The organism is Algoriphagus marincola DSM 16067 (assembly GCF_000429405.1).
Taxonomy (GTDB): Bacteria; Bacteroidota; Bacteroidia; order Cytophagales; family Cyclobacteriaceae; genus Algoriphagus; species Algoriphagus marincola.
In genome coordinates this window covers 67,612-91,255 of sequence record NZ_AUBU01000003.1, presented here as the reverse complement: position 1 = coordinate 91,255, position 23,644 = coordinate 67,612, and the positions used below count along the sequence as shown (strand labels likewise).

The following is a 23,644-nucleotide window of genomic DNA, read 5'->3' as shown; positions in this document are numbered from 1 at the left end:
CATGCTTAATATATCTAAAGTAAGAATCAAAGAATCGATTCCATTCAGTGGAGCAAAGAGTTTGGTCATGACCTTGCCACTGAAAGAAAGTCAAAAGCGAATCAGAATCCTGACAAGTGTGATGATGGTGTTTTTTCTGATTCTCTTTATCCCTTGGACTCAGAATATTCGGAGTAAAGGCTATGTAACAGCACTGAGACCGGATCAAAGACCGCAAACGATTCACTCTGTCATAGCGGGTCAAATTGAAAAATGGTATGTGTCTGAAGGAGCTTTTGTAGCCAAAGGAGATACCATTTTGACGATTTCTGAGATCAAAGATGAGTATTTTGATACCTTACTCTTGCCACGAACCCAGTTGCGTGTGGACGCTAAAAATCAATCTGCGCTATCCTATCGGGAAAAGGTAAATGCTTTAGAGATGCAGATTGAGGCAATGAAAAAGAATAATGTGCTGAAATTGCAGCAGGCTGAAAATAAGCTTCGGATGTCGGAGCTGAAGGTAGAGTCGGATAGTATCAAATTCCAACAAGCCAAGATCAATTTTGAGATCGGAAAAGAGCGACTTGACCGATGGGAAGAATTGTACAAGGAAGGGCTTCGATCCCTTACTGATCTGGAATCCCGGAGACTTAGCTTTCAGGATGTTCAGGCCAAAGTAGTAGCTGCAGAAAATGACTTCCTAAGCAGTCAAAATGAATTGATTACTGCTCAGATTGAACTGGATGCGATTCGGACTGAATTTCAGGATAAATTGGCCAAAGCAGAATCAGAGAAGTTTACTGCTATGTCAGCCCAATTTGATGCTGAAGAGACGGTTACCAAGCTTCAAAATCAGTATTCCAATTATGAGGCTCGGACTAACTTCCGACATATTCTTGCCCCTCAGGATGGCTTTTTGGCAAGAGCCATACAAGTGGGACTTGGCGAGACGATCAAAGAAGGGGATGCGATTTTGAATATCGTACCCGCTAATGCTGAATTGGCAGTAGAAATGTATGTGCAGCCTGTAGATCTACCTCTTATTAAAGTTGGAAATAAGGTTCGCTTTATTTTTGACGGTTGGCCTGCGATCGTCTTTTCTGGTTGGCCACAGATATCAAATGGTACATTTGGAGGTGTAGTTACGGCGATTGATCAGTTTGCTGGTAATAATAATCAGTACAGGGTGGTGGTAGTACAGGATCCGGAGGAGGAACCTTGGCCAGAAATGCTACGAATTGGTTCGGGAGCAGATGGTATTGCCTTGTTGAACGATGTTCCTGTTTGGTATGAAATCTGGCGACAGCTTAATGGCTTCCCGGCTGACTACTATACCCAAGAACAAAAAGATGCAATCGCGAAAGAGAAATAATGAAAAAACTGATTCTTTCATCCTTCCTGTTTATTTTCTTTCAGACTGCTTGGAGCCAAGAAATGGATACCCTCCGACTGGAGAGTTTTCTTGATTGGGTAAGGTCATACCATCCTGTAGCTCGTCAGGCGGATATTACCCTTGAGATGGGGGCCATGGAGGTTCGAACTGCAAGAGGTGCTTTTGATCCTTTGCTATTCGGTAACTTGGATCAAAAGACTTTCAAGGATTCCGAATACTATGATCGACGAGAAGCTGGGATTACTGTTCCGACATTAGCTGGAGTAGAGCTCATGGGAACTTTTGAGCAAAATACCGGTCAATTCTTGGATCCTGAAGCTACGGTGCCTTCCGGTGGCCTTTTTGCTGCTGGTGCCGCAGTCAATCTGGGTCAGGGTTTAATCCTAGATGAAAGAAGAGCCATGCTCAGACAAGCGAAGCTTTATCAGCAATCGACAGAGGCTGAGCGGATAGCTATTCTGAATGAGCTGTATTTTGGAGGTGTGGAGATGTATTGGAAATGGTCAGAGAGCTATGCCAATATGAAGGCTTTTGAAGAGGCAGTTCGATTAACTGAAATCCGATATGGTGCAGTAAAGTTAAGCTTTGAGCAAGGAGACGTAGCCGCTATTGATACAGTAGAAGCTTATACGCAGCTCTTGAGTCGGCAGTATAGATTACAGGGATTGCAGAATCAATTCTTTGTTGATACGCAGATGCTCAGTGCTTTCCTTTGGAATGAAGAAGAGCAACCTATGTTACTAAATCCATCAGTTGTTCCTCAGCCACTCGTTGAGAATGATCAATACGCGATTGATCCTGCAGAACTTCGGGAAAACATCAGCATCCATCCGGATCTTCGAATTGCTGATTTCGAATTGGCAAGTTTGGATGTAGATCGGCAGCTAAAAGGACAGTCTCTTCTGCCTGTAGTAAAATTAAAGTATAACTTTCTGGTAGAAGAACTCGGTGGTTTTGAGCAATCTCCATTCTTTGAGAATAACTATAAGTTCGGTGTATCGGTCTACACACCCATTCTATGGAGAAAAGCCAGAGGGTCCCTAGGGCTTGCGAAAGCTAAGATTGACTTCAAACAAAACTCCAGAGATTTAAAAGAACTACAGCTACGAACCAAACTGGAAGGAGAAATCAATTCTTGGAATGTGATCAATCAGCAGGTAAGTACCTTGAGAGAAAATGTATTCAACTTAGAGCGATTACTGAATGCCGAACTCCGTAGATTTGAAATGGGAGAGAGTTCCTTATTCTTGGTAAACGCACGCGAAGTGTCTGTTTTTGATGCTAAAATTACCTTGAATGGTTTGGCGGCCAAACGAAAAATATCCTATGCGAAAGTTCGCTATGCTGCTGGATTTGGATTCGAATAAACTTATTTAACTATGCCTGCATACATTATAGTACAAGTGGATATTTCTGATCCACAGCAATATGAATCTTACAAAAAACTTACCCCTGATACTGTCAAAGCTTTCGGGGGGAAATTTGTACTTCGAGGTAATCCCGTAGAAGCATTGGAAGGGAGTTGGGATCATGACCGCTTGGTAATGTTAGAGTTTGCAGATAAAGAAACTGCAAGGCAATGGTATTATTCCAAGGAGTATCAAGCTGCTAAAGAAATTAGGGAATCTGCTGCACAAGCAAATTTTTTTCTTGTAGAAAGTTGAATATTTGGCATTTTTATTGGTGTAAGGTGCAATAATCTGATTTTGAAATAGAAAATTTCATATTCAGTTTATCTGTTTTATTTAAAAAATCACCAAATTATTCAATCACCCTAAAAAAAATTAAAATGAAAAAGATCCATTTGACAGGAAAATTAATGGCGTTTTTAGGCCTAATTTTCATCGCTTCTTCCTGTATGTCAGGACTTGAGGAAGTGGAAGAAATGCAGGTTACCGAATTGCCGGAGGAGGAAATCTCTGAAATCCCAGAGTCTGAAAACCTTCGAAAGGGACGTACATTTAAATACATAGAGGTATTTTCAAACCAAATCACGCCGATTTCTTTTCCCAACGAAAATCCAGAAATTCCAGTGAACGAAATTACCTTTTTGCCAGGAACAGGCAAAGGTGTTGCGCGCTTCATGGGAAGAGCTACCTCTTATATTAATCAATTGGCAACCAGTGAAACAACATCTATTGGTGCTCCCGTAACTCAGTTTTACGGCGAAGAATTGGCAAAATTAGGATTGAAAAAAATCCCTGATGAAGTGAGTTCAGTAACTGTTGACAGAAGAGGAAATGCGATATTTTTCAAGAGTCTGGAGAATATAGCTACACCGATAAATGAAACATTGACCGTTTTTGTTGCTGAAGTAGAAATCGTCGGGGGGACAGGTAGATTTCGAGGGGCATCAGGAGAAGGCATTGTAGAAGGAAGGTTTAACCCAACAAATGGAAAGGGGAGTTCAGTAGTTAAAGCCTCTTTAAGATTCTAAACTTCCAAACGAATTCATTTTTGAAAGCCTTCTCATTTTGGGAAGGCTTTTTTATTGGAATCGGTTTCGCAAGATTATGGAGTCAAGATTGGATTTAGCACTTTAATAATCTATTTTTCTTCTTTCCAATTTCTATGAAAAAAGTACTGACTTTAGGTGAAATAATGCTTCGCTTGAGTCCGCCTGATAATCAGCGATTAGCACAAGCGAACTCATTTAATCTGGTTTTTGGTGGTTCTGAGGCTAATGTTGCTGCAGGTTTGGCCAATTTTGGAATGCAGGTATCACATGTGACCGCTTTTCCCAACCATGATTTAGGAAAGGCTGCAGTGTCCCATCTCAGAAAAAATGGAATTGATACCACTTTTGTCAAATTTCTTCCTGGAAGATTGGGAGTATATTTTTTAGAGCAAGGTTCTGGGCTTAGAAGCTCCAAAATCGTCTATGACCGTGCAAATAGTAGTTTTTCATCCTATGATGGGAGTGATGAAAATTGGGAGGAGATACTCAAAGAATTTGGGTGGGTGCATTGGTCAGGTATTACTCCGGCCCTTTCTCAAGAATCTGCTAATCTTACTTTGAGGCTTTTGGAAGCCGCTAGAAAATGTTCAATCCCTGTGTCAGGCGATCTTAATTATCGATCTAATCTTTGGAAATATGGAAAGAGTCCGGATGAAATCATGTCTCGATTGATGGAACTTACGACGCATATAATTGGTGGAACCCGTGATTTCAATCAGTGCTTAAATAAAGATTTTCAGTCTTTACAGGAGGCAAGGACTTTTGCATTTCAGCATTTTCAAAACCTCCAAATGATAGTGAATACCCAACGAATCGTACATTCTGCCTCTCACAATACACTATCAGCAAATGCCTACACTAAAGATTCATCAATAAGTACTGAATCAATTGAAATTCAAAATATTATAGATCGGGTTGGAACTGGAGATGCATTTGCCAGTGGACTGATTTTTGGATTAGTAAATGATAAGTCCATCCAAGAATCCTTGGACTTTGGATTGGGTGCAGCCGTTTTAAAACATAGCATTCCAGGAGATGTATTGATCGGATCTGAGGAGGAAATAAAGGAAATTCTGGAAGGCAAATCCGGAGCAATCAAACGATAAATGAGAAATCAAGAAAGTGAGTTTATCAGGAAAATGGATAAAGCTGGAGTAATGCCCATATTTTATCACCCAGATGAAAATGTATGCCTGAAGCTTCTGGAAACTGCCTATGAGGGTGGTATCCGAGTGATCGAATTAGTAAATAGAGGGGATAGAGCGACCCTTGTGTTTCCGGCTTTGAAAAGGCTTGCCGAATCCCTTCCTGGACTGTCCTTGGGAGTAGGGACTATTTATCATCCTTGGCAAGCCGAAGAGTTTATTGAAATGGGAGCAGAGTTCATTGTCGCTCCAGTTATGAACGCGAAGTTAGGTGACTATTGCCGCAAAGTAGATGTGCCGTGGGTACCTGGTTGCGGGACCGTTACGGAAGTTTTTCAAGCTACAGAACTTGGAGCGGAATTGGTTAAGATCTATCCAGCAAATATTCTAGGACCTGATTTTGTGCCCGCTATTCATGCTGTACTGCCTAAGGTTGAAATCATTCCGACAGGAGGGGTAGAACCTAATTTGGGAAGCATCAAACCCTGGTTTGATGCAGGAGTCCTTTGTGTAGGTATGGGATCCCAATTATTGAGAAAAGACTGGATCGCAAATGGAGAATATTCAAAAATCTCATCTTCTATCAGCTCGGTGGTTAATTGGATTCAAGATATAAAGGCTAATCAATAAGTGGTTTTTGAATCCAATCTCAATACCTCAATTGAAATAAATTAACCAGGTGGGATAACTTAGCTTTAAGGAATTGAAAATCAAATCAAAACGAATTTTGACTTAAGTTCAATGCTGTTTTTTCCAAATCGTAAAATATCAATTTGGTTAATCTTCAATCCTTTTTAACCTTTCTAAAACCAAAAAACTTAATGAGATCGTAGTTAAAATTATGAAAACGCTTTATAATCCTAGTAATCCAAATAAAACTCGAAAATATCAGAAGTCATTTTCAAATGGATTATTCAAAAGCTTTCGCTTGGTATACTATAAAAATATGCGATTTAACTGCGGAGGAGGGGTTGCATAATGGAAAGGTCTGCAATCATCATCTTCCAGAAAAATGCTCAATTAGGCAAGGTGAAAACCCGGCTAGCCAAGGATCTTGGAGATCATAAGGCACTAGAAATTTACGACAGACTTTGTAAATTCACTCATAGGATTTGTAGTCAGGTTGCAGTCGATAAGTTTCTCTATTATTCCAATTTTGTTCCTGAGGATAAGCCACGGTATGGATCCTATCATTTCAAAGTTCAGACTGGAATTGGACTAGGCGAGCGAATGTCAAATGCCTTTTCAGATTTATTTTCCGCTGGTTATCAGAAGGTTTTGATAATTGGGACAGATTGTGCAGAGATAAATCCCGAATTGTTTTTGGAGGCTTTCGAGACACTAAATCATCGGGATGTGGTGATAGGTCCAGCAGAAGATGGTGGGTATTATCTGCTAGGTATGAGTCAGTATTTTCCCCAACTTTTTCATGATGTAAATTGGAGTACTTCAGAAGTAATTTACCAGACTAAATCCAATATCAAATCGATTGGAATATCTTACAGTGAGTTAGCCGTTCGGTCGGATATTGATACTCTTGAAGATTGGCAAAAAATGAAAAGCTTGATCGATGAATTGGAGGGAAAATAAATTTGATAATGATCCGAAAGAATGGGGGATTCTGAAAAGCAAGTGAAATTTCGTTCAGAAAAGTATAGCAGAGCTTTTTATAGAATAAACCAATCAAGGTTGGAATTCAAGCTCCAACTTTAAATCCTGTAAATGAAAAAATAATCCTCTTGCTTTCATGAAACTTTCTGTAATCGTTCCGACCCTAAATGAAGAAGAAAACCTGAAAGCTTTGATTCCATTTTTGAAAAAGGAGCTAGCAGAGAAGAAGCATGAAATCATCGTCGTGGATGCTAATAGTAAGGATTACAGTAAGGATATTTGTCAGGAAAATGGAGTTAAATTTACTCAAGTAAATAGGTCAAGCAGAGCTGTTCAGATGAATAGAGGGGCCGAGTTGGCAATCGGTGATACACTGTATTTTGTTCATGCTGATACCCGACCTGTCCCTGGGTTTTTTGAGGATATTGAAAGAGCTGTGGCAAATGGAAAGTTTGCGGGATGTTATCGATACCGTTTTGATTCTAAGCATCCACTCTTGAAAATTAATTCTTGGTTTACCCGTTTCAATGGGATTTTATCAGGAGGAGGTGATCAGACTCTTTTCATTAAAAAGGACCTTTTTGACAGCTTGGGCGGCTTCAATGAGCAGTTTTGTATCATGGAAGATTTTGAATTAGTTAAAAGAATAAAAATCCAGTATCAATTCTATATTATTCCAAAATCTATTAAAGTTTCTGCCCGAAAATACGAGAATAATAGTTGGCTAAGGGTGCAATGGGCCAATTTAATCGCGTTCAAGAATTTCTTGCAAAAAAGAGATCCAAGAGAAATTCGTGAGCAATACTATGGGATGCTAAAGCGAAGTTAGGGGTTGATCCGGTTAAAAATGCGCTCCTAAATCCTTTCTTGCTTTTTTTCGAAAATAACTTCAATTAAGTCTACGAGTCGATTGGAGTATCCAGCTTCATTGTCATACCATCCTACTAGCTTGACCATATTTCCCTTGCTTGAGGTCAGTTCTTTGTCAATGATGCAGGAGTGAGGGTTCCCGATGATATCCATGGAAACGATCGGATCACTTTCTACCTGAAGAATCCCCTTAAATTGGTTTTTTGAAGCATTTTCAAAAGCTTGATTAATTTCTTCTACACTCGCTTCCTTTTCAATTTCGACGATCAAATCTGTCAGAGAACCGTTGGGCACAGGTACTCGCATAGCAGAAGCTTCTATTCTTCCATTTAACCTTGGAAGGACTCTGTCCAAAGCTTTTCCGGCATTGGTCGTAGTCGGAATAATGGAATATGCCGCTGCTCTTGCTCTTCTCAGGTCCCGATGCGGCGCATCATGAAGGTTTTGATCATTGGTGTAGGAGTGAACCGTAGATGCATAGCCTTTTACCAGTCCGAAGTTTTGATCGAGAATTTGGACCATCGGAGCAAGGCAATTGGTAGTACAGGAGGCATTACTGATGATTTTTTCTTTTCCTGTCAAAATATTCTCATTCACTCCCAATACAATCATTTTGATGCTTTCATCTGGTGAAGGAGCTGATATCAAAACCTTTTTAGCACCAGCATCCAAATGGAGCGAAGCAGATTCTCTAGATGTAAACCTTCCGGTACACTCGATGACCAAGTCGATCTCCATCTCTCTCCATGGCAACAATTCCGGTTTTGATTGCTCTAAAAGCCGGATTTTATTGCCTTCAGAGACTAAAAAATTCCCATCAAGACTGATTTTCCTGTCAAACTTTCTATGAATAGAATCATATTTCAGTAGGTGCAAGATGGATTCGTTATTGGCTAAATCGTTGATAGCCACCAGTTCTATATTATCTTTATCCATCAAGAGCTTGGTGGTGTATCTCCCTATTCTTCCAAATCCATTGATAGCAACTCTAATTTTCTTGTTCATTGGGTATATTCTGGCTTTTCTTTGTTCTTCAAAATTAGGCATTCTCAGCACTTTTTTAGGGTAAAATTTTTCAGCCTAATGATCAGGGCTTTATAAGAAATTATCAGATTTTTTTTAGGGCACTTTGTTATTCTAAAAACAGACTTCTATATTTGCACAACCTTTTAAAAAGAGGGCTTGATAATCCCAAAATGGTCCGTTCGTCTAGGGGTTAGGACGCATCCCTTTCACGGATGAAACACGGGTTCGATTCCCGTACGGACTACTAGCAAGCCCTCTATTTTTTTTACCATTTATATGGTCCGTTCGTCTAGGGGTTAGGACGCATCCCTTTCACGGATGAAACACGGGTTCGATTCCCGTACGGACTACTTAGTTCTCAATCACCCGAGACATTTACATTTTTTATTTTATGGTTGTTAGTGGTTAAAGATGACAAATCCCGGTCCATGATCGGGGTTTTGTTTTTTATGGCTGGAAAAGAATTACTTTATCTTTTTGCTATTTTGGGTTTGCAAACCATAAACCTGAAATATGTACTCAACAAAATTCCTAAAGAAGCTTTCAATTCCACTGATTGGAAGTTTTATCCTATTTGCTTGTCAAAAAAATGAGCCTGTTGATTTGAGGATCAAATCCTTAAGCAAGGAAGAGATTCAAATTCAAGTAGCTGCTGCCAAAACTCAGGTGAGTCCCAACCTAAAAGAAGGCTTGAAGTTAGATGTTTGGGCAGTGGATTCATTGATTTTTGATCCAATTTCCATTCATATCACGGATGATGGCTCGCTTTATTACACCCGCACGAATAGACAGAAAAACTCAGAATTTGATATCCGTGGTCATCAGGACTGGGAAATTCGCTCCATCAGTCTTCAAAATATTGAGGATAAGCGGAAGTTTCTACACGAAGAACTTTCTCCTGAGCGAAGCGAAATCAATTCCTGGTTGGAAGACTTAAATGGAGATGGCTCTCACGATTGGAGGGATATGACAGTAGAAAAGGAGCAGATTTTTCGTGTTGACGATACGGATCAAGATGGGTATGCTGATCATTATCAGATGATCGTTGAGGATTTCAACGATGAGGTTACGGACGTTGCCGGAGCTGTGATGAAAGGGGAGGAAGCCCTCTTTGTTGGAGTGGGCCCTGATATGTGGCGTATGGTGGACACCAATGGAGATGGGATCATGGATGAAAAAGAGTCTATCTCTCACGGCTATGGAATTCATATTGGATTTGGTGCTCATGGCATGTCAGGCTTGGAAATGGGACCTGATGGCAGGGTTTATTGGGGGATAGGTGATATTGGCTTCAATGGAAAAGGTCCTGATGGGAAAGAGTGGAAATATCCAAATAGAGGAGTAATTGCAAGAGCAAATCCAGACGGCTCTGATTTTGAAATCTATGCCATGGGGGTTAGAAATACGCATGAATTTGTCTTCGATGAACATACCAATTTGATTTCTGTAGATAATGACGGCGATCATGCCGGTGAAAAGGAACGATTGGTGTACATCACCAATGGGAGTGATACCGGCTGGCGAATCAATTGGCAATTCGGGAAATACCGAGATCCTGACAATAATCGATACAAGGTTTGGATGGACGAACGCTTTTTTACCCCTCGATGGGAGAAACAAGCAGCTTTCATTACTCCTCCAATTGCTAATTATGTTTCTGGTCCTACGGGAATGGTTTATAACCCAGGTGCTGGTCTCGGGCCAAGGTGGAAGGATCACTTTTTCGTTGTGGAGTTTGTAGGCAATGCCGCTAACTCCGGGATACATGCCTTTACATTAGAACCTAAAGGAGCAACTTTTGAACTGAAGTCAACTGAGCGAATTGCTTCTGGAGTATTACCTACGGGAATGGATTTTGGACCGGATGGAGCCTTGTATTTTGCAGATTGGATCGATGGATGGGGAACCAAGAATTATGGTCGAATTTGGAAGCTTGAAGATGAAAGTGCAGAAAACTGGGAACTTCAACAGCATACCAAAAAGGAACTTCAGGCAGATTACAAAACTATTGCCGAGGATGAGCTCAAATCGAAGCTTTATCATGAAGATCTGCGCGTAAGGCGCAAAGCACAATTTGAATTGGCCAAACGTGGTGCTGATGGGGCTGCTATTTTTGAGCAGGTATTAGCTGATAAGAGCAATCAATTAGCTAGAATTCATGCCATTGTTGGATTAAGTCAACTGGCAAGATTGGATGATCGAAAATATGCAGACGAAATAGTCCCATTTCTTCAAGATGAGGATTCAGAAATCCGTGCTCAAGCTGCCAAATGGCTTGGAGATATTCGGTATGACCAAGTCAGCAGTCAACTAATTCAAAACCTTCAGGATGAAAATGCCCGGGTTAGATTTTTTGCTGCCGAAGCTTTAGGAAGAGCGGGTCACAAGGAGGCTTTTGACGACTTGGTCAATCTTTTGGAAACCAATAATGATGAAGATGCTTACATTCGTCACGCTGCGAGTCTGGCACTTGCTAGGATCAATGACGAGGAGAAAATCACCCAACTTTATACTCATCCATCAAAGGCTGTCAGAATGGGAGCAGTGATTGCATTAAGAAGACTTGAAAGCCCAGGACTTTCCAAATTCCTAGCTGATTCGGAGGAATTGATTGTAGCAGAGGCAGCAAGGGCTATTCATGATGACTTTTCTGTGGAAGAATCCTTACCTGATCTGGCAGCTTTAATTATCAGCACAAAATCTGATTTTGAACCTTTAGTTCGAAGGATCATCAGCGCTAATCAACGATTGGGAGGGGAGCAGCAATTAAATGATTTATTAGCCTATGTCAGTCGAAATGATATCCCTCAAGCGATGAAAAGTGAGGCTATAGCTGCTTTAGGTACTTGGTCCAAACCTTCCTTAGTAGACCGAGTGGATGGAAGGTATCGAGGAGAAGTGGAAAGAGATCCTACTTTGCTACGAGAAAAGGCCAGACCGGTCTTCTTATCATTACTTACAAGCAATCAGGCAGATGCTCGTTTGGAGGCTGTAAAGGCAATAGGGAAAGCTGGAGTAAGTGATGCTTCTTCATCGCTTTTAAGTTTGGTCAAAAGCTCTTCTGATTCAGATATGAAGGTTGCTGCCCTTCAGGCACTAGATCGGCTGCAAACTGACGATCTTGCTGAGGCCATTCCGATTGCGATGGAGGACTCTAATCAAGCGGTGAGAGTAGCCGGGCTTTCCTTGCTTTCGCAATCAGCACTTCCTTTGAATCAGAAGCAGGAACTACTCTTGACCATCATCAGAAATCAATCCAATGAGGAAAAACGCCAAGCATTATTAACGCTTTCTACCTTGGAAAATAGCGCTTCTTTTGAAGGTTGGAATGCTATCCTGGTAGATTTTAAAGACGATAAAATATCCTCTCCAATTTGGGTAGAATTGGAAGAAGCCATAGATAAAACGGGTTCAGAAACTCTAATCTCACAATTCCAGCAATTACTTAAAGAAAAAGCCGGAGATGAGAATTGGAGGTTATTCCAAGGCGCTTTGGCAGAAGGAAATGTCCGGGAAGGCCGAACCATTTTCTTCCAAAATCAAGCAGCTCAATGTATTAGATGCCATGCATATGATGATATGGGAGGAAACGCAGGCCCCAGATTAAATGGAATTGCTCGTCAACTTTCCCGAGAGGAACTACTAATAGCTCTTGTGGAACCGAGTGCCCGACTTGCTCCGGGTTATGGCTTTGTGACATTGGAACTTGAGAACGGGGAAACGGTAAGCGGAACCCTTGAAAAAGACTCGGCAGAGGGAGTCTCAATCAAAAATGGACAGGGTGAAACAAAAAGCTATTCCAATGCTGAGATAAAGGAGAAAAAGTTAGCTCCATCAAGTATGCCTTCTATGGCAGAAATGCTCAATAAACGCGAAATAAGAGATTTGGTGAGCTTTCTATCAACACTAAATCGAGTTGAATGAAGACTGTTTTAAAGTTGGGGCTAGCGATAGGGGTTTTTCTATTGCTAGCCCCTTTTTTATTGATTGTCATTGGAAATCATTTGCTTCATGATTCAGGTATTCCAGAAAACCCACAATTGATTCCTGCGAAAAATAATCAAGTGATTCTGGCTTTTTTTCCTCATCCAGATGATGAAATTACTGTGGCAGGCACACTACATCAATTAGCAAGTGAGGGTCATGTTGTACACTTGGTTTGCTTGACGAAAGGAGAAGCAGGAAATACTTTTGGCAAACTTGATAAAAGTGAGCTTGCAGAAATTCGGAGCAAAGAACTTCAAAATTCAGCTGATTTAATTGGAGTTAAATTGCATCTTTTTAATTATCCTGATAGTGGATTGAAGAATCTAGGTCTGGATAGTTTGATTAGTATTGCCAATCATTGGATCAATGAATTGAATCCTGATATTCTGATTTCTTATGACTCAAAAGTCGGTCTTTATGGCCATGATGACCATCGATTGACTGGCCAGGCAATGGAGAATTTATATTTGTCAAGAAAGAATGAAAGCGATTTTTCTCCTTCAGCACTTTATCAAGTGACCCTTTGCTCCAAGCAAATTGATATCGCGTTGAAGCTTTCAGATGGTTTTCAAAAGAATTACCTAAAAGATGAGGGTAAAGGTCTTCCTGAGCCTGATTTTTCAATTAATACTCAAAAGGAATTCTCAACAGTATTGAAGGCAATGCATGCACATGAAAGTCAAAAAGAGGTTTTAAAGGACCTCATGCCTTATCATGATCAAGTTCCTGTTTGGATTTACTCGAGAGTTTTCGGGAGAGAATATTTCCGCCAGGTAAAATAAGAAAGGCTATCAATTTTGATAGCCTTTCTTTGGTTGGTGGTTGTTTGGTTATTAATTCAAGAACTCATCGAAAGTCAAGCTTACGAAGTACATGGTTCCAACTGTTGGGTTACCCCAAGCTTGGCGATAGCCATTGCTGAATAGGTTGGATCCACCCACTTTCAAGATTGACTTCAAGCTTTTCAACTTATAGCTGATCTGTGCATCGAAAGTACCAAACGCCGGCATCACTGAAAGCTGCTGAGAAGAAACTGCAGGTCCTACGAAAGAAGACTGCCATACGAATTCTCCTTGCCATCTGTAAGCCAAAGCAAAGCCTAGATTATCGATCACTTCTCTATTTGCAAAGTTTAATACATATCGATACTCAGGAGTATTGAATGAAGGCTGGAAACCAGTCTCCGCAAGTTCTTCAAGATTTGAAAGGGTATTGTAAGACACGTTACCGCCTAGGCTATAGCCTTTAGGAAGTTTGTAGTCAAGTCCCAATGCCCATCCCCAAGAATTGATGATCTCGGATCTGTTTGTAGGAATAGAGAATACATTTCTACCACCTGGACCTACTCCGATTAGATTCAAACCGGTAAGTGGGTTTGGACCTTGAGATCCAGAAGTTGCATCACCATCCTGTACCAATACTTGGCCTCCGATGAAGTTTTCGAATCTATTGAAGTATGCATAGGTATCAACCAAAAGTCGATTTCCAAAAAGACCTTTATAGCCTACTTCGAAAGATTTTACTCTCTCTGGCTGGAATTCAGTCAACTGGAATGGCTGAAGGTCACCAAGATTATTTTGTGCTGCCAATACAGGTACCAATTGAGGAGTTAAAGCCTGAACTGCAGCGGCTATAGCTGCAGGATCATTTGGAATCTGACCAGCTGCAACCTGCTGCAAGACTATCTGTGTTGCTTGCTGAATTGCAGCATTGATAATAGCTGGATTACTCACATCCGCAGCCACTCCAGCACCAAATTGTTGAACAGTACTCAATGCATAGACTGGGTTGTTATTAAAATTATATCTATCTCTAAATAGTGGAAGACCACCTAATAGTCTTGCTTGCGGTGTCAAGAGATCAATGTATTGATCCTGAGTAGTAGGAATTCGGAATCCTGTCTGGTAAGATGCTCTAAAGTTATGATTGCCTACTGAATATACTCCAGAGACACGTGGGGACCACTGACCTGCAAAGTTTTCATTCTTATCATATCGCACAGAAGCTGTCAATTTAAAGCGATCATTAAAAAGGCTCTTTGATCCCTGCGCATATCCACCAAATTCCCGGATGTTAAATTCATTACCACTTTCATCCAAAGCGAAGAGGGTTCCTTCAGAGTTAAGCTGATACACTCGGTAATTTCCACCAATTACAAACTCAGCAAATTTGATGTCCTCAGAAAGGTTATAAGACCCTTCCACATGGTAAAGGTTGGTCTTGTCTACGAATCGTGCTCCAACTCCAGATGCATTTCCAGGTATAGGACGAGAAGTCACATCAGCCAATGCTTGTCTAAACTCAGGAGATCCTGGCGTAAATCTACCCTGATCAGCAAAAGCTCTAGCTGCTCCATGAGCCTGTTCTGGAGAAAGTCCTCCTTGAATCGCCTGTGCATAGGCTCCTACGTATTGCGGAAACCAAAGTGTAGATGGCTTCCAAGCCTCATTGATACCTTGAGCTGCAATACCTACTGCATAAGAATCTCCAGAACGTTCTTGAGTGGTGTAAGCACGCAAGTACCAGTTAGATCCACGAAGCTCTGCCTTATATTGTCCCAAAGTAAAGTTGGCAATGGAATATCTATCAGCTCCTGTATAGACAGTTGTACCAGCACCAAAATTACCTTGAAGAATAGCTTCTACTCGGTCATTTAATCTCCAGTGCAAAGCTGCATTCAACTTAAGTGAAGTAGTCCCATAATCGGCTACTTCACGCTCTAAATAACCAGTACGTGAAACATTGACATCTGTAGGAATTATTCCCAATGCAGCTTGTGGCAGAACCCCCGCAGCGACCATTCCTTGGGCTACTGAGAACATATTGACATTGGTTTCGTCTCCGTAAGAGTTTACGCCATTATAACCTGGGTTATTAGCACGAGTACCATTTGCGATTCCAAAACCATTCAATAAAGACTGATCTCTGAAGTCATTTGCCTGCCAGTCGTCAGCTTTAAGATATTGCACATTTACTTTGAAAGCTACCTTGTCGTTAAATGCTTTTGCGTATCTAGCAGAGAAATCATAAAAGCCAGTACTGGGGTTCGAACGATTTCCTTCATCCATGATTCCAGTACGAACACTTGCAGAAAGGCCTTGGTATTGGAATGGGTTTTTTGAATTCATCAACAGAATCCCATTTATAGCATTCGGTCCGTAAAGGGCTGATGATGCACCTGGTAGAAGTTCGACACTTTCAAGATCCAATTCGGAAATACCGACTATATTCCCCACAGAGAAGTTTAGACCTGGAGCTTGGTTATCCATTCCATCGATCATTTGCACGGTACGGGTATTTCCGTTTGCATTAAAACCACGTGTATTAAATGATTTAAAGGTAAGAGACTGGGTACTCATCTCCACGCCTTTAAGATTATTCAAAGCATCGTAGAAACTAGCTTGTGGTGCTTCTCTAATTGCGATGATATCCATTTTTTCTACCGAAACAGGAGACTTCATCACGCTTTCCTCAACCCTGGAGGCAGAGATTACAACTTCCTGACCAAGCACTGTTGATTCAGCAAGTTCAATTTCTAAATTACTGATACCTCCAGTAATTTCTACCTCTTGGCTACTGTAGCCAACCATAGAAAATATGAGGGTAAAAGGAGGTTCTTGGTTCACGTTTAGTGTAAAATTACCATCCAGGTCAGAGATCGTACCGATCACTTTTCCTTTGACGATAATGTTTACCCCTACAAGGGTTTCTTTTGTATCTGCGTCGATGACCGTTCCTGAGATGGTCGTCTGGGCAAAAACTGACCCTACCCCTAGGGAAACCAATAAGAAACATGTCAGCATGCTTCTACCGAGATTTTTGGTAAAATTGCTCATAGGCGATTTTGGATTTAGTGAATAAAGCTTACAGCCTTTGGGTGATAGCTGCTTTTCTTCTCGAAATTTATAGTAAAAAGTGAATATTCAATCAAATTGAAAAGAAAAACATTTGCCTCTAAAGTGGAAAATATATTAGATGATCAGGAAACTTGTAAGCTAATTCAATAATCAGTTAATTAATCGAATTGAAAATTAGTGATTTGAAAAAAAGAGTCGTTTTTTATTAGAAAATCTTAAATTCCAATAGGCACAAAAAAAAGTCTGATTTATTTCAGACTTTCTAAATTTCATCACTTGTTTTTGGCATTTTCTTCATTGACATGCCTGACAAGTCTATCGCAGAGATCTTTCATCTCCTCTGACATATACTCATCACCTGTACTGTTAAGTATAGTCTGTGCCATTCCTCCAATGACATCGATATAAAATCTCTTCATTTCAACTACCGACATTTCATCAGTCCATAAGTCAATTCTTAGGGTACTTTGATTTAGATTATCCCAAACATTGACACTGATGCTTTTGGTGGATTCCATACCTTCATCCTCCTTATCTGTAGCACTCCAGAGAATTTCTTTAGGAAGGTTTTGATCGTCTAGATTGACTTGAAAATTGATTTCTGATTTTTTCATCTGTTTATTTTTGCTATTCAATGGTCAGAAGGTCCCGAAAGCCTTCGGGATGACGATTAACCCCGATATATCGGGGCATTTTCCTGTGTGTTTAATGATGATTTTAATCGTGTCGATTTCATGTGATTTTAATTTAATTATCAGTTGCCACATGGAATTCCTACCTGCGGTTGGCAGGTCGCATGTTCTCCCCGATATCTCGAAGCATAACAGAGTATGAAGAACCTGCTATGCTCGATTTCATATCTCTAATTTTGGGCAACAACCGACTTTGACCTTTGCAGGTTCCATTTTAAAACTCCATTTCTGGAATTTCTCCATTTAGGATTAATTTTCCCTCGGTTTTGGACTTAATTTCTTCTACGCTTACTCCTGGAGCTCGCTCTTTCAAAATAAATCCTCCTTCAGGATCAACTTCTAAAACAGCCAAATCCGTCACGATCTTTTTCACACAGCGAATTCCTGTAATTGGTAGGGAGCAAGACTTTAAAAGTTTGGATTCACCACTTTTTGAACAGTGTTGCATCGCGACAATGATATTTTCGGCAGAAGCCACTAAATCCATTGCTCCACCCATTCCTTTTACCATTTTCCCGGGGATCTTCCAGTTGGCAATATCCCCATTCTCGGAGACTTCCATAGCTCCTAGGATGGTTAAATGCACATGTCCTCCTCGGATCATCGCAAAAGACTCAGCCGAATTGAAAAGTACCGATCCCTTCACCATAGTGATGGTTTGTTTTCCCGCATTAATTAAATCTGGGTCAATTTGTTCTTCAGTAGGGAAAGGGCCTATCCCCAAAAGTCCATTTTCAGACTGAAGCACTATCTCCAAATCATCAGGAATATAATTGGCAACCAAGGTAGGAATACCTATTCCTAGGTTAATGTATTGGCCATTTTTGACCTCTTTGGCTATTCTTAGGGCTATTTGTTGTTTCGTAAGCATTTTTCAGTTCTTTGGGTTTATGAAAATCAGGACCTCACAGTTCGCTGTTCGATACGTTTTTCGTAGTTTTTTCCTTCGAAAATCCGCTGAACATAAATCCCAGGAGTATGAATTTGATTCGGATCCAATTCACCGGCAGGTACTAATTCTTCCACTTCAGCAATCGTAATTTTGCCAGCTGCAGCCATCATGGGGTTAAAATTTCTGGCCGTTCCTTTGAAAATCAAATTCCCAGCTGTGTCTCCTTTCCAAGCCTTTATCAAGGAAAATTCTGAACGCAACCAACGCTCCATCAAATAAAGCTTTCCATCAAACTCCCGTATTTCTTTTCCTTCTGCTACTTCGGTTCCGACTCCAGCAGGAGTAAAGAATGCCGGGATTCCTGCGCCGCCGGCTCGGACGCGTTCTGCCAGCGTTCCTTGTGGGATCAGATCAACCTCTAGTTCTCCACTGAGCAACTGACGCTCAAACTCGGCATTTTCGCCTACATAGCTGGAGATCATTTTTTTTACCATGCGCTTTTGCAAAAGCAAACCGATCCCGAAGTCATCCACTCCGGCATTATTGGATACAATGGTGAGGTCTCTGATATCACGTTGGAGTAGGGCAGCGATACAGTTTTCAGGTATTCCGCTCAATCCAAATCCTCCCATCATCAAAAAAGCTCCGCTAGGAATATCCCTGACAGCTTCATTCGCATCTTTTACAGTTTTATTTATCATGATTTTGGGTTTATAGTATCATTTTGGCTCTTTGCTGATCGATCATCAACTGTGACTTTAAGGCTTCCAGACTTTCGAATTTTTGCTCTTCCCGTAAATAATCTCTCAGATAGATCGTAATCTGCTTGTCGTACAGATCACCTTGAAAATCAAAGAGGTGTGTTTCTACACTTTTACTACTTCCATCTACGGTGGGCCGATTGCCAATGTTGAGCATGGCTTTATACAAACTTCCGTTTACAGAGGCTTCTACTGCATAAACGCCATCTTTTGGAATCAGTTTGTAACTGTTTGGAATATGAACATTGGCTGTGGGAAATCCAATAGACCTGCCAATCTGCTGTCCTTTGATTACCAGGCCATTCAATTCATAAGGTCTTCCGAGGAAATTATTGGCAGTGATAATATCGCCAGACTCGAGCGCATTCCGAATTTTGGTGCTGGATACGCCAATTTCATCCACATCTTGTCGGCTTATTTCTTCCAAATCAAACCCGAATTCACCTGAATGTTGCTGAAGATATTCAAATGAACCTTCTCGATTTTTGCCAAATCTGTGGTCATAGCCTATCACCAGTTTTTTGGTCTTGATCTTATCTACCAAAATGCTCTGAATAAACTCCTGAGATGTCAGCTGCGAAAATTCCTTGGTGAAGGGAATGCTGATCAAGTGATCTATTCCAAACTGACGCAGAAGCTTAGCCTTTTCTTCGAAAGTGGAAAGCAATCGAAGATTGTGTTCTTTGGGATAAAGTACCAGCCTGGGATGTGGCCAAAAAGTAAGTAAAATAGTTTCCCCTTTGATGGATTTGGCGATTTCTCTGATTCGCTGTAAAATTTTTTGATGACCGAGATGCACCCCATCGAAGGTCCCGCTTGTGACTACGGGATTAGGCACATTTTCAAATTGGCTCAGTCCCTCATAGATTTTCATTTTCTCTTCGGGCTTTGATTTTTGCTACAAGTTCCAAAAGATTTTCGGCATTTTCTATCCGGTGGTCTCCGATTCGGGTTCTCCTGAGATTTTTTAGATAAGCCCCGACACCTAGGAGCTGGCCAAGGTCTCTAGCTAGACTTCGGATATAGGTGCCCTTGGAGCAGGAGATTCGAAAATCTACCTCAGGATTGTCAAATCGGGTAATCTCAAACTCCCGAACTTCCACCGTTCTAGCTTTGATTTCAACTGTTTTTCCGGCTCTTGCAGCTTCATAGACTCGTTTTCCATCTACTTTTATAGCCGAATGCATAGGAGGAATTTGCTCTATACTTCCTGTGAGTTTTTTCACCGCTTCAAGAAGTTCTTCTTGGCTAATGTTTGAGGGATCTTTTACCTCTTCGATGGGCTTTTCGAGATCGAATGATTCTGTGGTTTTTCCCAAAACAAAAGTTCCGGTGTACTCCTTTTCCTGCCCCATGAAGCTTTCGATTTGCTTGGTCATTTTCCCAGCACAAATAATCAAAAGCCCAGTAGCCAATGGATCTAATGTCCCCGCATGGCCTACTTTTTTGATTTTGAGGGCATTCCTGATTTTTTTGACAGCGTCAAAAGAGGTCCATTCCAGAGGTTTGTCCACCAAAAAAACTTCACCATAAGGTGCTTCTTGCATGATTTTTTGATTAGCTGGCTTTGTTGGATTCAGTCTTGGCCAGAATTGCGTAGATCTCAAAAATGAATCCGGCGAGGGTTACAATAGGTCCGATGGTCAATCCTAAAACCCCATTTCCATGCGGTTCGGGATCAAGCCCAATCAGTACAAAACCCAAAATAATTAGACCGATGCCGATAAACATCAATTTGTAGTTTTTTCTGGAAAAGGGAAAAGCTGCTTTGCTCATATTAGTACAATTCGTCCAAAGACATGTTTAAGTATTTATTGACAGCACGAAGGGTGCTGAAAAAGGAAAGAATACCTCCTGAAACGATCAAGACTCCAAAAAGGATCAAGAGAAGCTCTTCATTTTGGAGAAGGGCAAAACCCTCTATCGCTGTTCGTGTGTAGGAGATCAATCCAAATAGTATCAAAGATGCTACCAATCCGGCAATCATACCGAATACCCATGCTCGGATGAGGAAAGGCTTTCGGATAAAGCCCCGAGTCGCACCAACCAATTGCATGGATCGAATCAAGAATCGCTGCGAGAAGAGTGCTAGTCGGATGGTATTATTAATCAACATGACTACCGTGATCACCAATATGAGAATGAAACCTCCCATTACCAGACTGATTTTCAATAGATTCTTGTTGATCGAATCGACCAAATCAGTCATGTAGGAAACTTCGAAAACTCCCGGTGCAGACTGGATTTCTTGACTGATTTGTTCGATCTGTTCGGAAGTCTGAAACTCTTCTGCCAAGGTGAAAACGAAACTGTCTCTCAAGGGATTGTCTTCCAGGAATTGAGTGAAATCCTCTCCAGTGCTTTCTATGAAAGTCTGGGCAGCCTCTTCATCTGAAATGAAGCGAAAGACCACAGAATCAGCCTTTCTAAGCACAAAAGGGCGATTTTTTAGGTTGGTTTCCAGCGCTTCCAGTTCGGTTTCACTCAAATTTTTATCTAAGAAAACCTGCATTTCGATGTTCTCGCGAATCATGCTGGTCAGACCTTTGGACTGAATCAAGATCACTCCAAAAAGACCGACTATAAATAAAGAAAGCGTGGTACTGAACAGCACACTTCCAAATTTAAACTGTCCGAGTCTCTTCTTTTTCCTAGGGTAAGTTGCCATCTACGATGAATTTCTGATCAAAGCTAAACATCCCCAAGGATTTTGCCAATCATTTTAAGAAAGGATAGGAATTACCTTGCTGGGAGTTACTCCATAGATTTCGGTGCCACTTTGACTTTGCATGAGGGCAAGACCGGTAAATTCTCCAAATGCCGGGAGGATTAATTGATTTTCAATTTTGTAAAAACAAGGTACACGAAGGGATTGACGCCCCATTCCTCTAAGTCTTACACCTGGATGAATGTGCCCGCAGAGATTCAAAAATCCATCTTCTATAGATTCTAAAGGCTCATGCGATAGAACTAGGGAATCGATGAAAACGGGTTGATGATCCAATTGAATAGGTGAGTTTTCATAGCGAAAACTTGGCAACACATCATGATTTCCTTTCACAAGGTGAAAATTGATGTAAGGATATCCTCTCAAGAAATTCATCAATTCATCCCAACTCAAATTCCAATCGCTATGAAAGAGATCGCCTAAGAAATAAACCTCTTGAGGAAAATACTTTGAAAAAAGCTGATTCAATCTCAGAAGATCTTTCTCGTGAATGGGTTCAGGTATTGGAATCCCGGACTTTCTGAAATGCGCTGCTTTGCCATAGTGGAGATCCGAAATAAATAAAATTCGCTTTTGCTCCCACCAAATAGCACGTTCCTTCAAAAGCTCTAAAACACAATGGTTATGTATTATTTGCATCGATTACGAATTCCTTTTACCTCCAACCACCTAAAATTCGTGGAAATGGTTATTTTTACTTAGCTGTCAAAGCTAAAATGATTTTTAATAACGATCTGTTCAATTTTATGAAAGTCCGTCAATTTGCTTCAATTCTTATTTTAGTCTTCTTTTCTTCACAAGTTTGGTCTCAAAGTGAAAATGATATTCTTGGAACTTGGTACAATACTGAAAACACTGCCAAAGTGATCATTTCGAAAAGCGGAGATAAGTTTATGGGGAAAATCTCTTGGCTACTCGAACCTGGAAAAAATGGTGTTCCGGCCATGGATGTGCAAAATGATAATGATAAGCTAAAGCAGCGTCCACTCATGGGGCTTACGATACTGGATGGCTTGACTTACAAGAATGGTATTTGGAAAGGAGGTAAAATTTACGATCCCAAGTCCGGCAACACCTATTCTTGTGAACTCAAATTACTCTCAAAGGATGTATTGGAAGTGACCGGCTTTATGGGCTTTTCATGGATCGGGCGTACGGTAGAATGGACCCGAGCTGAGAAGCCCTAAGTCAATCAGCATTCAGGTAAAAGGAGCGTAAAATATATTGCAGCTGCTCAAATTCGATTAGAAAAGCATCATGTCCTGCCGTGGATTTGATTTCGCGATAGCTACCTTTAGGAATGTGATTGGCGATAAATTGTGATTCTTCAGGTAAAAAAAGCAAATCTGAATCAACGCCAACTGCCAGCGTGCGGGCTTTTATTTTTTCTAATGCTTTTTCCAGGCTTTCCCTTCCTCTACCCAAATCATGACTATCCATTGCTTTGCTCAGCACCCAATAGGAGAGCGCGGTAAATCTATTTCCTAGTTTTTGACCTTGATACCTTAAATAAGTGGCAGCTCGAAAGCCATCAACAGTTCCCTCAGGACTCTGCTGTTTCCGCTCAAAATCTGCCGGATGTCGATAGCTAAGCATCGCAATCGCTCTGGCAGTTTCCAAGCCTTTTTTTCCTGCCTCAGGAGATTTCTCTCCCCAGGTACAATCTGATTCAATAGCCATTCGCTGCGTTTCATTGAATCCTACCACCCATGGAGAGGATTTTGCAGTGGAAGCGAGAATGACTAGGTTTTTCAAGGTCTCTCCTAGCAAATAGGCCCATTCCAATGCAACCTGACCACCAAGTGAGCCACCTAAGAGCGTATGGATCGTACAAATTCCTAAACCTTCTCTGACCAAATCTAAGGCTCGAGCCATATCTCGTGTAGTCAGCGTGGGAAAATCATAAAAGTAGACATCTCCTGTCATTGAGTTGACGGAAAGAGGATTGGTTGAGCCATAGCAGGAACCCGGTAAGTTGACACAGATAATGAAGTGGTTTGCCGGATCGTAAAATTGATCTTCTCCCACCAAACCATTCCACCATTCGCCTACTTTGGAATCTCCAGTCAAGGCATGAACAACCCAAACTACATTGTTTTGCTCGGCATTCAGACTCCCATAGGTGGTGAATGTCAATTCGAGCTCAGGGAGAACTTTCCCAGACTCCAATTCAAATGGAGTCTGGGATATAAAGGATTCCGTACGCATCTCAATAGAAGGTATTGTCAACTTTTCAGTCATT

Annotated in this window: 22 protein-coding genes and 2 tRNA genes; 13 read left to right on the top strand and 11 right to left on the bottom strand. The window is 41.0% G+C overall.

Annotated elements, in window-relative coordinates:
• The first annotated feature begins 1 nt into the window (after window position 1).
• The 8 genes from G457_RS0106015 (at window position 2) to G457_RS0105980 (ending at window position 7,418) form a co-directional block, all read left to right on the top strand.
• The gene (locus G457_RS0106015; RefSeq protein WP_026945665.1) at window positions 2-1,354 is read left to right on the top strand and encodes an HlyD family secretion protein; all 1,353 of its coding nucleotides are present in this window, start codon (window positions 2-4) and stop codon (window positions 1,352-1,354) included.
• Window positions 1,354-2,742 carry a TolC family protein gene (locus G457_RS0106010; protein ID WP_026945664.1) on the top strand — a complete coding sequence of 463 codons (1,389 nt, stop codon included), beginning with the start codon at window positions 1,354-1,356 and terminating at the stop codon, window positions 2,740-2,742. Before G457_RS0106015 ends, G457_RS0106010 begins: the two co-directional genes overlap by 1 nt.
• Window positions 2,743-2,754: 12 nt before the next feature.
• Complete coding sequence (locus G457_RS0106005) at window positions 2,755-3,039, top strand: DUF1330 domain-containing protein (RefSeq protein ID WP_026945663.1); 285 nt, start codon at window positions 2,755-2,757, stop codon at window positions 3,037-3,039.
• Between the two features lie 125 nt (window positions 3,040-3,164).
• Window positions 3,165-3,812, top strand: a complete 648-nt coding sequence (locus G457_RS0106000; protein ID WP_155847090.1) for a hypothetical protein — start codon at window positions 3,165-3,167, stop codon at window positions 3,810-3,812.
• A gap of 134 nt (window positions 3,813-3,946) precedes the next feature.
• On the top strand, window positions 3,947-4,939 hold the full coding sequence (locus G457_RS0105995; protein WP_026945661.1) for a sugar kinase: 993 nt from the start codon (window positions 3,947-3,949) through the stop codon (window positions 4,937-4,939).
• Window positions 4,940-5,608, top strand: a complete 669-nt coding sequence (locus G457_RS0105990) for a beta/alpha barrel domain-containing protein (protein ID WP_026945660.1) — start codon at window positions 4,940-4,942, stop codon at window positions 5,606-5,608.
• 348 nt (window positions 5,609-5,956) lie between these two features.
• On the top strand, window positions 5,957-6,568 hold the full coding sequence (locus tag G457_RS0105985) for a TIGR04282 family arsenosugar biosynthesis glycosyltransferase (protein ID WP_026945659.1): 612 nt from the start codon (window positions 5,957-5,959) through the stop codon (window positions 6,566-6,568).
• Between the two features lie 157 nt (window positions 6,569-6,725).
• Window positions 6,726-7,418 carry a TIGR04283 family arsenosugar biosynthesis glycosyltransferase gene (locus G457_RS0105980; RefSeq protein ID WP_026945658.1) on the top strand — a complete coding sequence of 231 codons (693 nt, stop codon included), beginning with the start codon at window positions 6,726-6,728 and terminating at the stop codon, window positions 7,416-7,418.
• 26 nt (window positions 7,419-7,444) lie between these two features.
• Here the strand turns inward: G457_RS0105980 and gap are convergent, their stop codons facing one another.
• Window positions 7,445-8,464 carry a type I glyceraldehyde-3-phosphate dehydrogenase gene (gene gap, locus G457_RS0105975; protein ID WP_026945657.1) on the bottom strand — a complete coding sequence of 340 codons (1,020 nt, stop codon included), beginning with the start codon at window positions 8,462-8,464 and terminating at the stop codon, window positions 7,445-7,447.
• Between the two features lie 193 nt (window positions 8,465-8,657).
• On the opposite strand from gap, the gene G457_RS0105970 reads away from it, so the two are divergent.
• From G457_RS0105970 to G457_RS22195, 4 genes are all read left to right on the top strand, one after another.
• Window positions 8,658-8,729: transfer RNA gene (locus G457_RS0105970), tRNA-Glu, on the top strand.
• Between the two features lie 34 nt (window positions 8,730-8,763).
• Window positions 8,764-8,835 (top strand) — tRNA-Glu (locus tag G457_RS0105965).
• Between the two features lie 163 nt (window positions 8,836-8,998).
• Window positions 8,999-12,409 carry a HEAT repeat domain-containing protein gene (locus tag G457_RS0105960; RefSeq protein WP_026945656.1) on the top strand — a complete coding sequence of 1,137 codons (3,411 nt, stop codon included), beginning with the start codon at window positions 8,999-9,001 and terminating at the stop codon, window positions 12,407-12,409.
• Entirely contained in the window at window positions 12,406-13,254 is an 849-nt protein-coding gene (locus tag G457_RS22195) for a PIG-L deacetylase family protein (RefSeq protein ID WP_026945655.1), read from the top strand. Before G457_RS0105960 ends, G457_RS22195 begins: the two co-directional genes overlap by 4 nt.
• Before the next feature lie 51 nt (window positions 13,255-13,305).
• On the opposite strand, the gene G457_RS0105950 is transcribed toward G457_RS22195, so the two are convergent.
• From G457_RS0105950 to pdeM, 9 genes are all read right to left on the bottom strand, one after another.
• Window positions 13,306-16,308 (bottom strand): TonB-dependent receptor, encoded by a 3,003-nt coding sequence (locus G457_RS0105950; protein ID WP_026945654.1) that lies wholly within the window; start codon window positions 16,306-16,308, stop codon window positions 13,306-13,308.
• 293 nt (window positions 16,309-16,601) lie between these two features.
• Window positions 16,602-16,943 carry a gliding motility protein GldC gene (gldC, locus tag G457_RS0105945; RefSeq protein ID WP_026945653.1) on the bottom strand — a complete coding sequence of 114 codons (342 nt, stop codon included), beginning with the start codon at window positions 16,941-16,943 and terminating at the stop codon, window positions 16,602-16,604.
• A 292-nt stretch (window positions 16,944-17,235) separates the two neighbouring features.
• Window positions 17,236-17,892, bottom strand: a complete 657-nt coding sequence (locus G457_RS0105940; protein WP_026945652.1) for a 3-oxoacid CoA-transferase subunit B — start codon at window positions 17,890-17,892, stop codon at window positions 17,236-17,238.
• 26 nt (window positions 17,893-17,918) lie between these two features.
• Window positions 17,919-18,614 (bottom strand): CoA transferase subunit A, encoded by a 696-nt coding sequence (locus G457_RS0105935; protein WP_026945651.1) that lies wholly within the window; start codon window positions 18,612-18,614, stop codon window positions 17,919-17,921.
• 10 nt (window positions 18,615-18,624) lie between these two features.
• Window positions 18,625-19,548, bottom strand: a complete 924-nt coding sequence (locus G457_RS0105930) for a bifunctional riboflavin kinase/FAD synthetase (RefSeq protein ID WP_026945650.1) — start codon at window positions 19,546-19,548, stop codon at window positions 18,625-18,627.
• Window positions 19,535-20,221 carry a tRNA pseudouridine(55) synthase TruB gene (gene truB / locus G457_RS0105925; protein WP_035483316.1) on the bottom strand — a complete coding sequence of 229 codons (687 nt, stop codon included), beginning with the start codon at window positions 20,219-20,221 and terminating at the stop codon, window positions 19,535-19,537. The genes G457_RS0105930 and truB overlap by 14 nt, the downstream gene beginning before the upstream one ends.
• 10 nt (window positions 20,222-20,231) lie before the next feature.
• Window positions 20,232-20,450 (bottom strand): DUF3098 domain-containing protein, encoded by a 219-nt coding sequence (locus G457_RS0105920; RefSeq protein ID WP_026945648.1) that lies wholly within the window; start codon window positions 20,448-20,450, stop codon window positions 20,232-20,234.
• Window position 20,451: 1 nt separating this feature from the next.
• Window positions 20,452-21,342, bottom strand: coding sequence for a cell division protein FtsX (locus G457_RS0105915; RefSeq protein WP_026945647.1), 891 nt, complete (start codon window positions 21,340-21,342; stop codon window positions 20,452-20,454).
• Window positions 21,343-21,396: 54 nt separating this feature from the next.
• Window positions 21,397-22,041, bottom strand: a complete 645-nt coding sequence (gene pdeM, locus G457_RS0105910; RefSeq protein ID WP_026945646.1) for a ligase-associated DNA damage response endonuclease PdeM — start codon at window positions 22,039-22,041, stop codon at window positions 21,397-21,399.
• A 107-nt stretch (window positions 22,042-22,148) separates the two neighbouring features.
• Between pdeM and G457_RS0105905 the strand changes: the two genes are divergently transcribed.
• On the top strand, window positions 22,149-22,589 hold the full coding sequence (locus tag G457_RS0105905) for a DUF2147 domain-containing protein (protein WP_026945645.1): 441 nt from the start codon (window positions 22,149-22,151) through the stop codon (window positions 22,587-22,589).
• A 1-nt stretch (window position 22,590) separates the two neighbouring features.
• On the opposite strand, the gene G457_RS0105900 is transcribed toward G457_RS0105905, so the two are convergent.
• Entirely contained in the window at window positions 22,591-23,643 is a 1,053-nt protein-coding gene (locus G457_RS0105900) for a homoserine O-acetyltransferase family protein (protein ID WP_026945644.1), read from the bottom strand.
• Between the last annotated feature and the right edge of the window lies 1 nt (window position 23,644).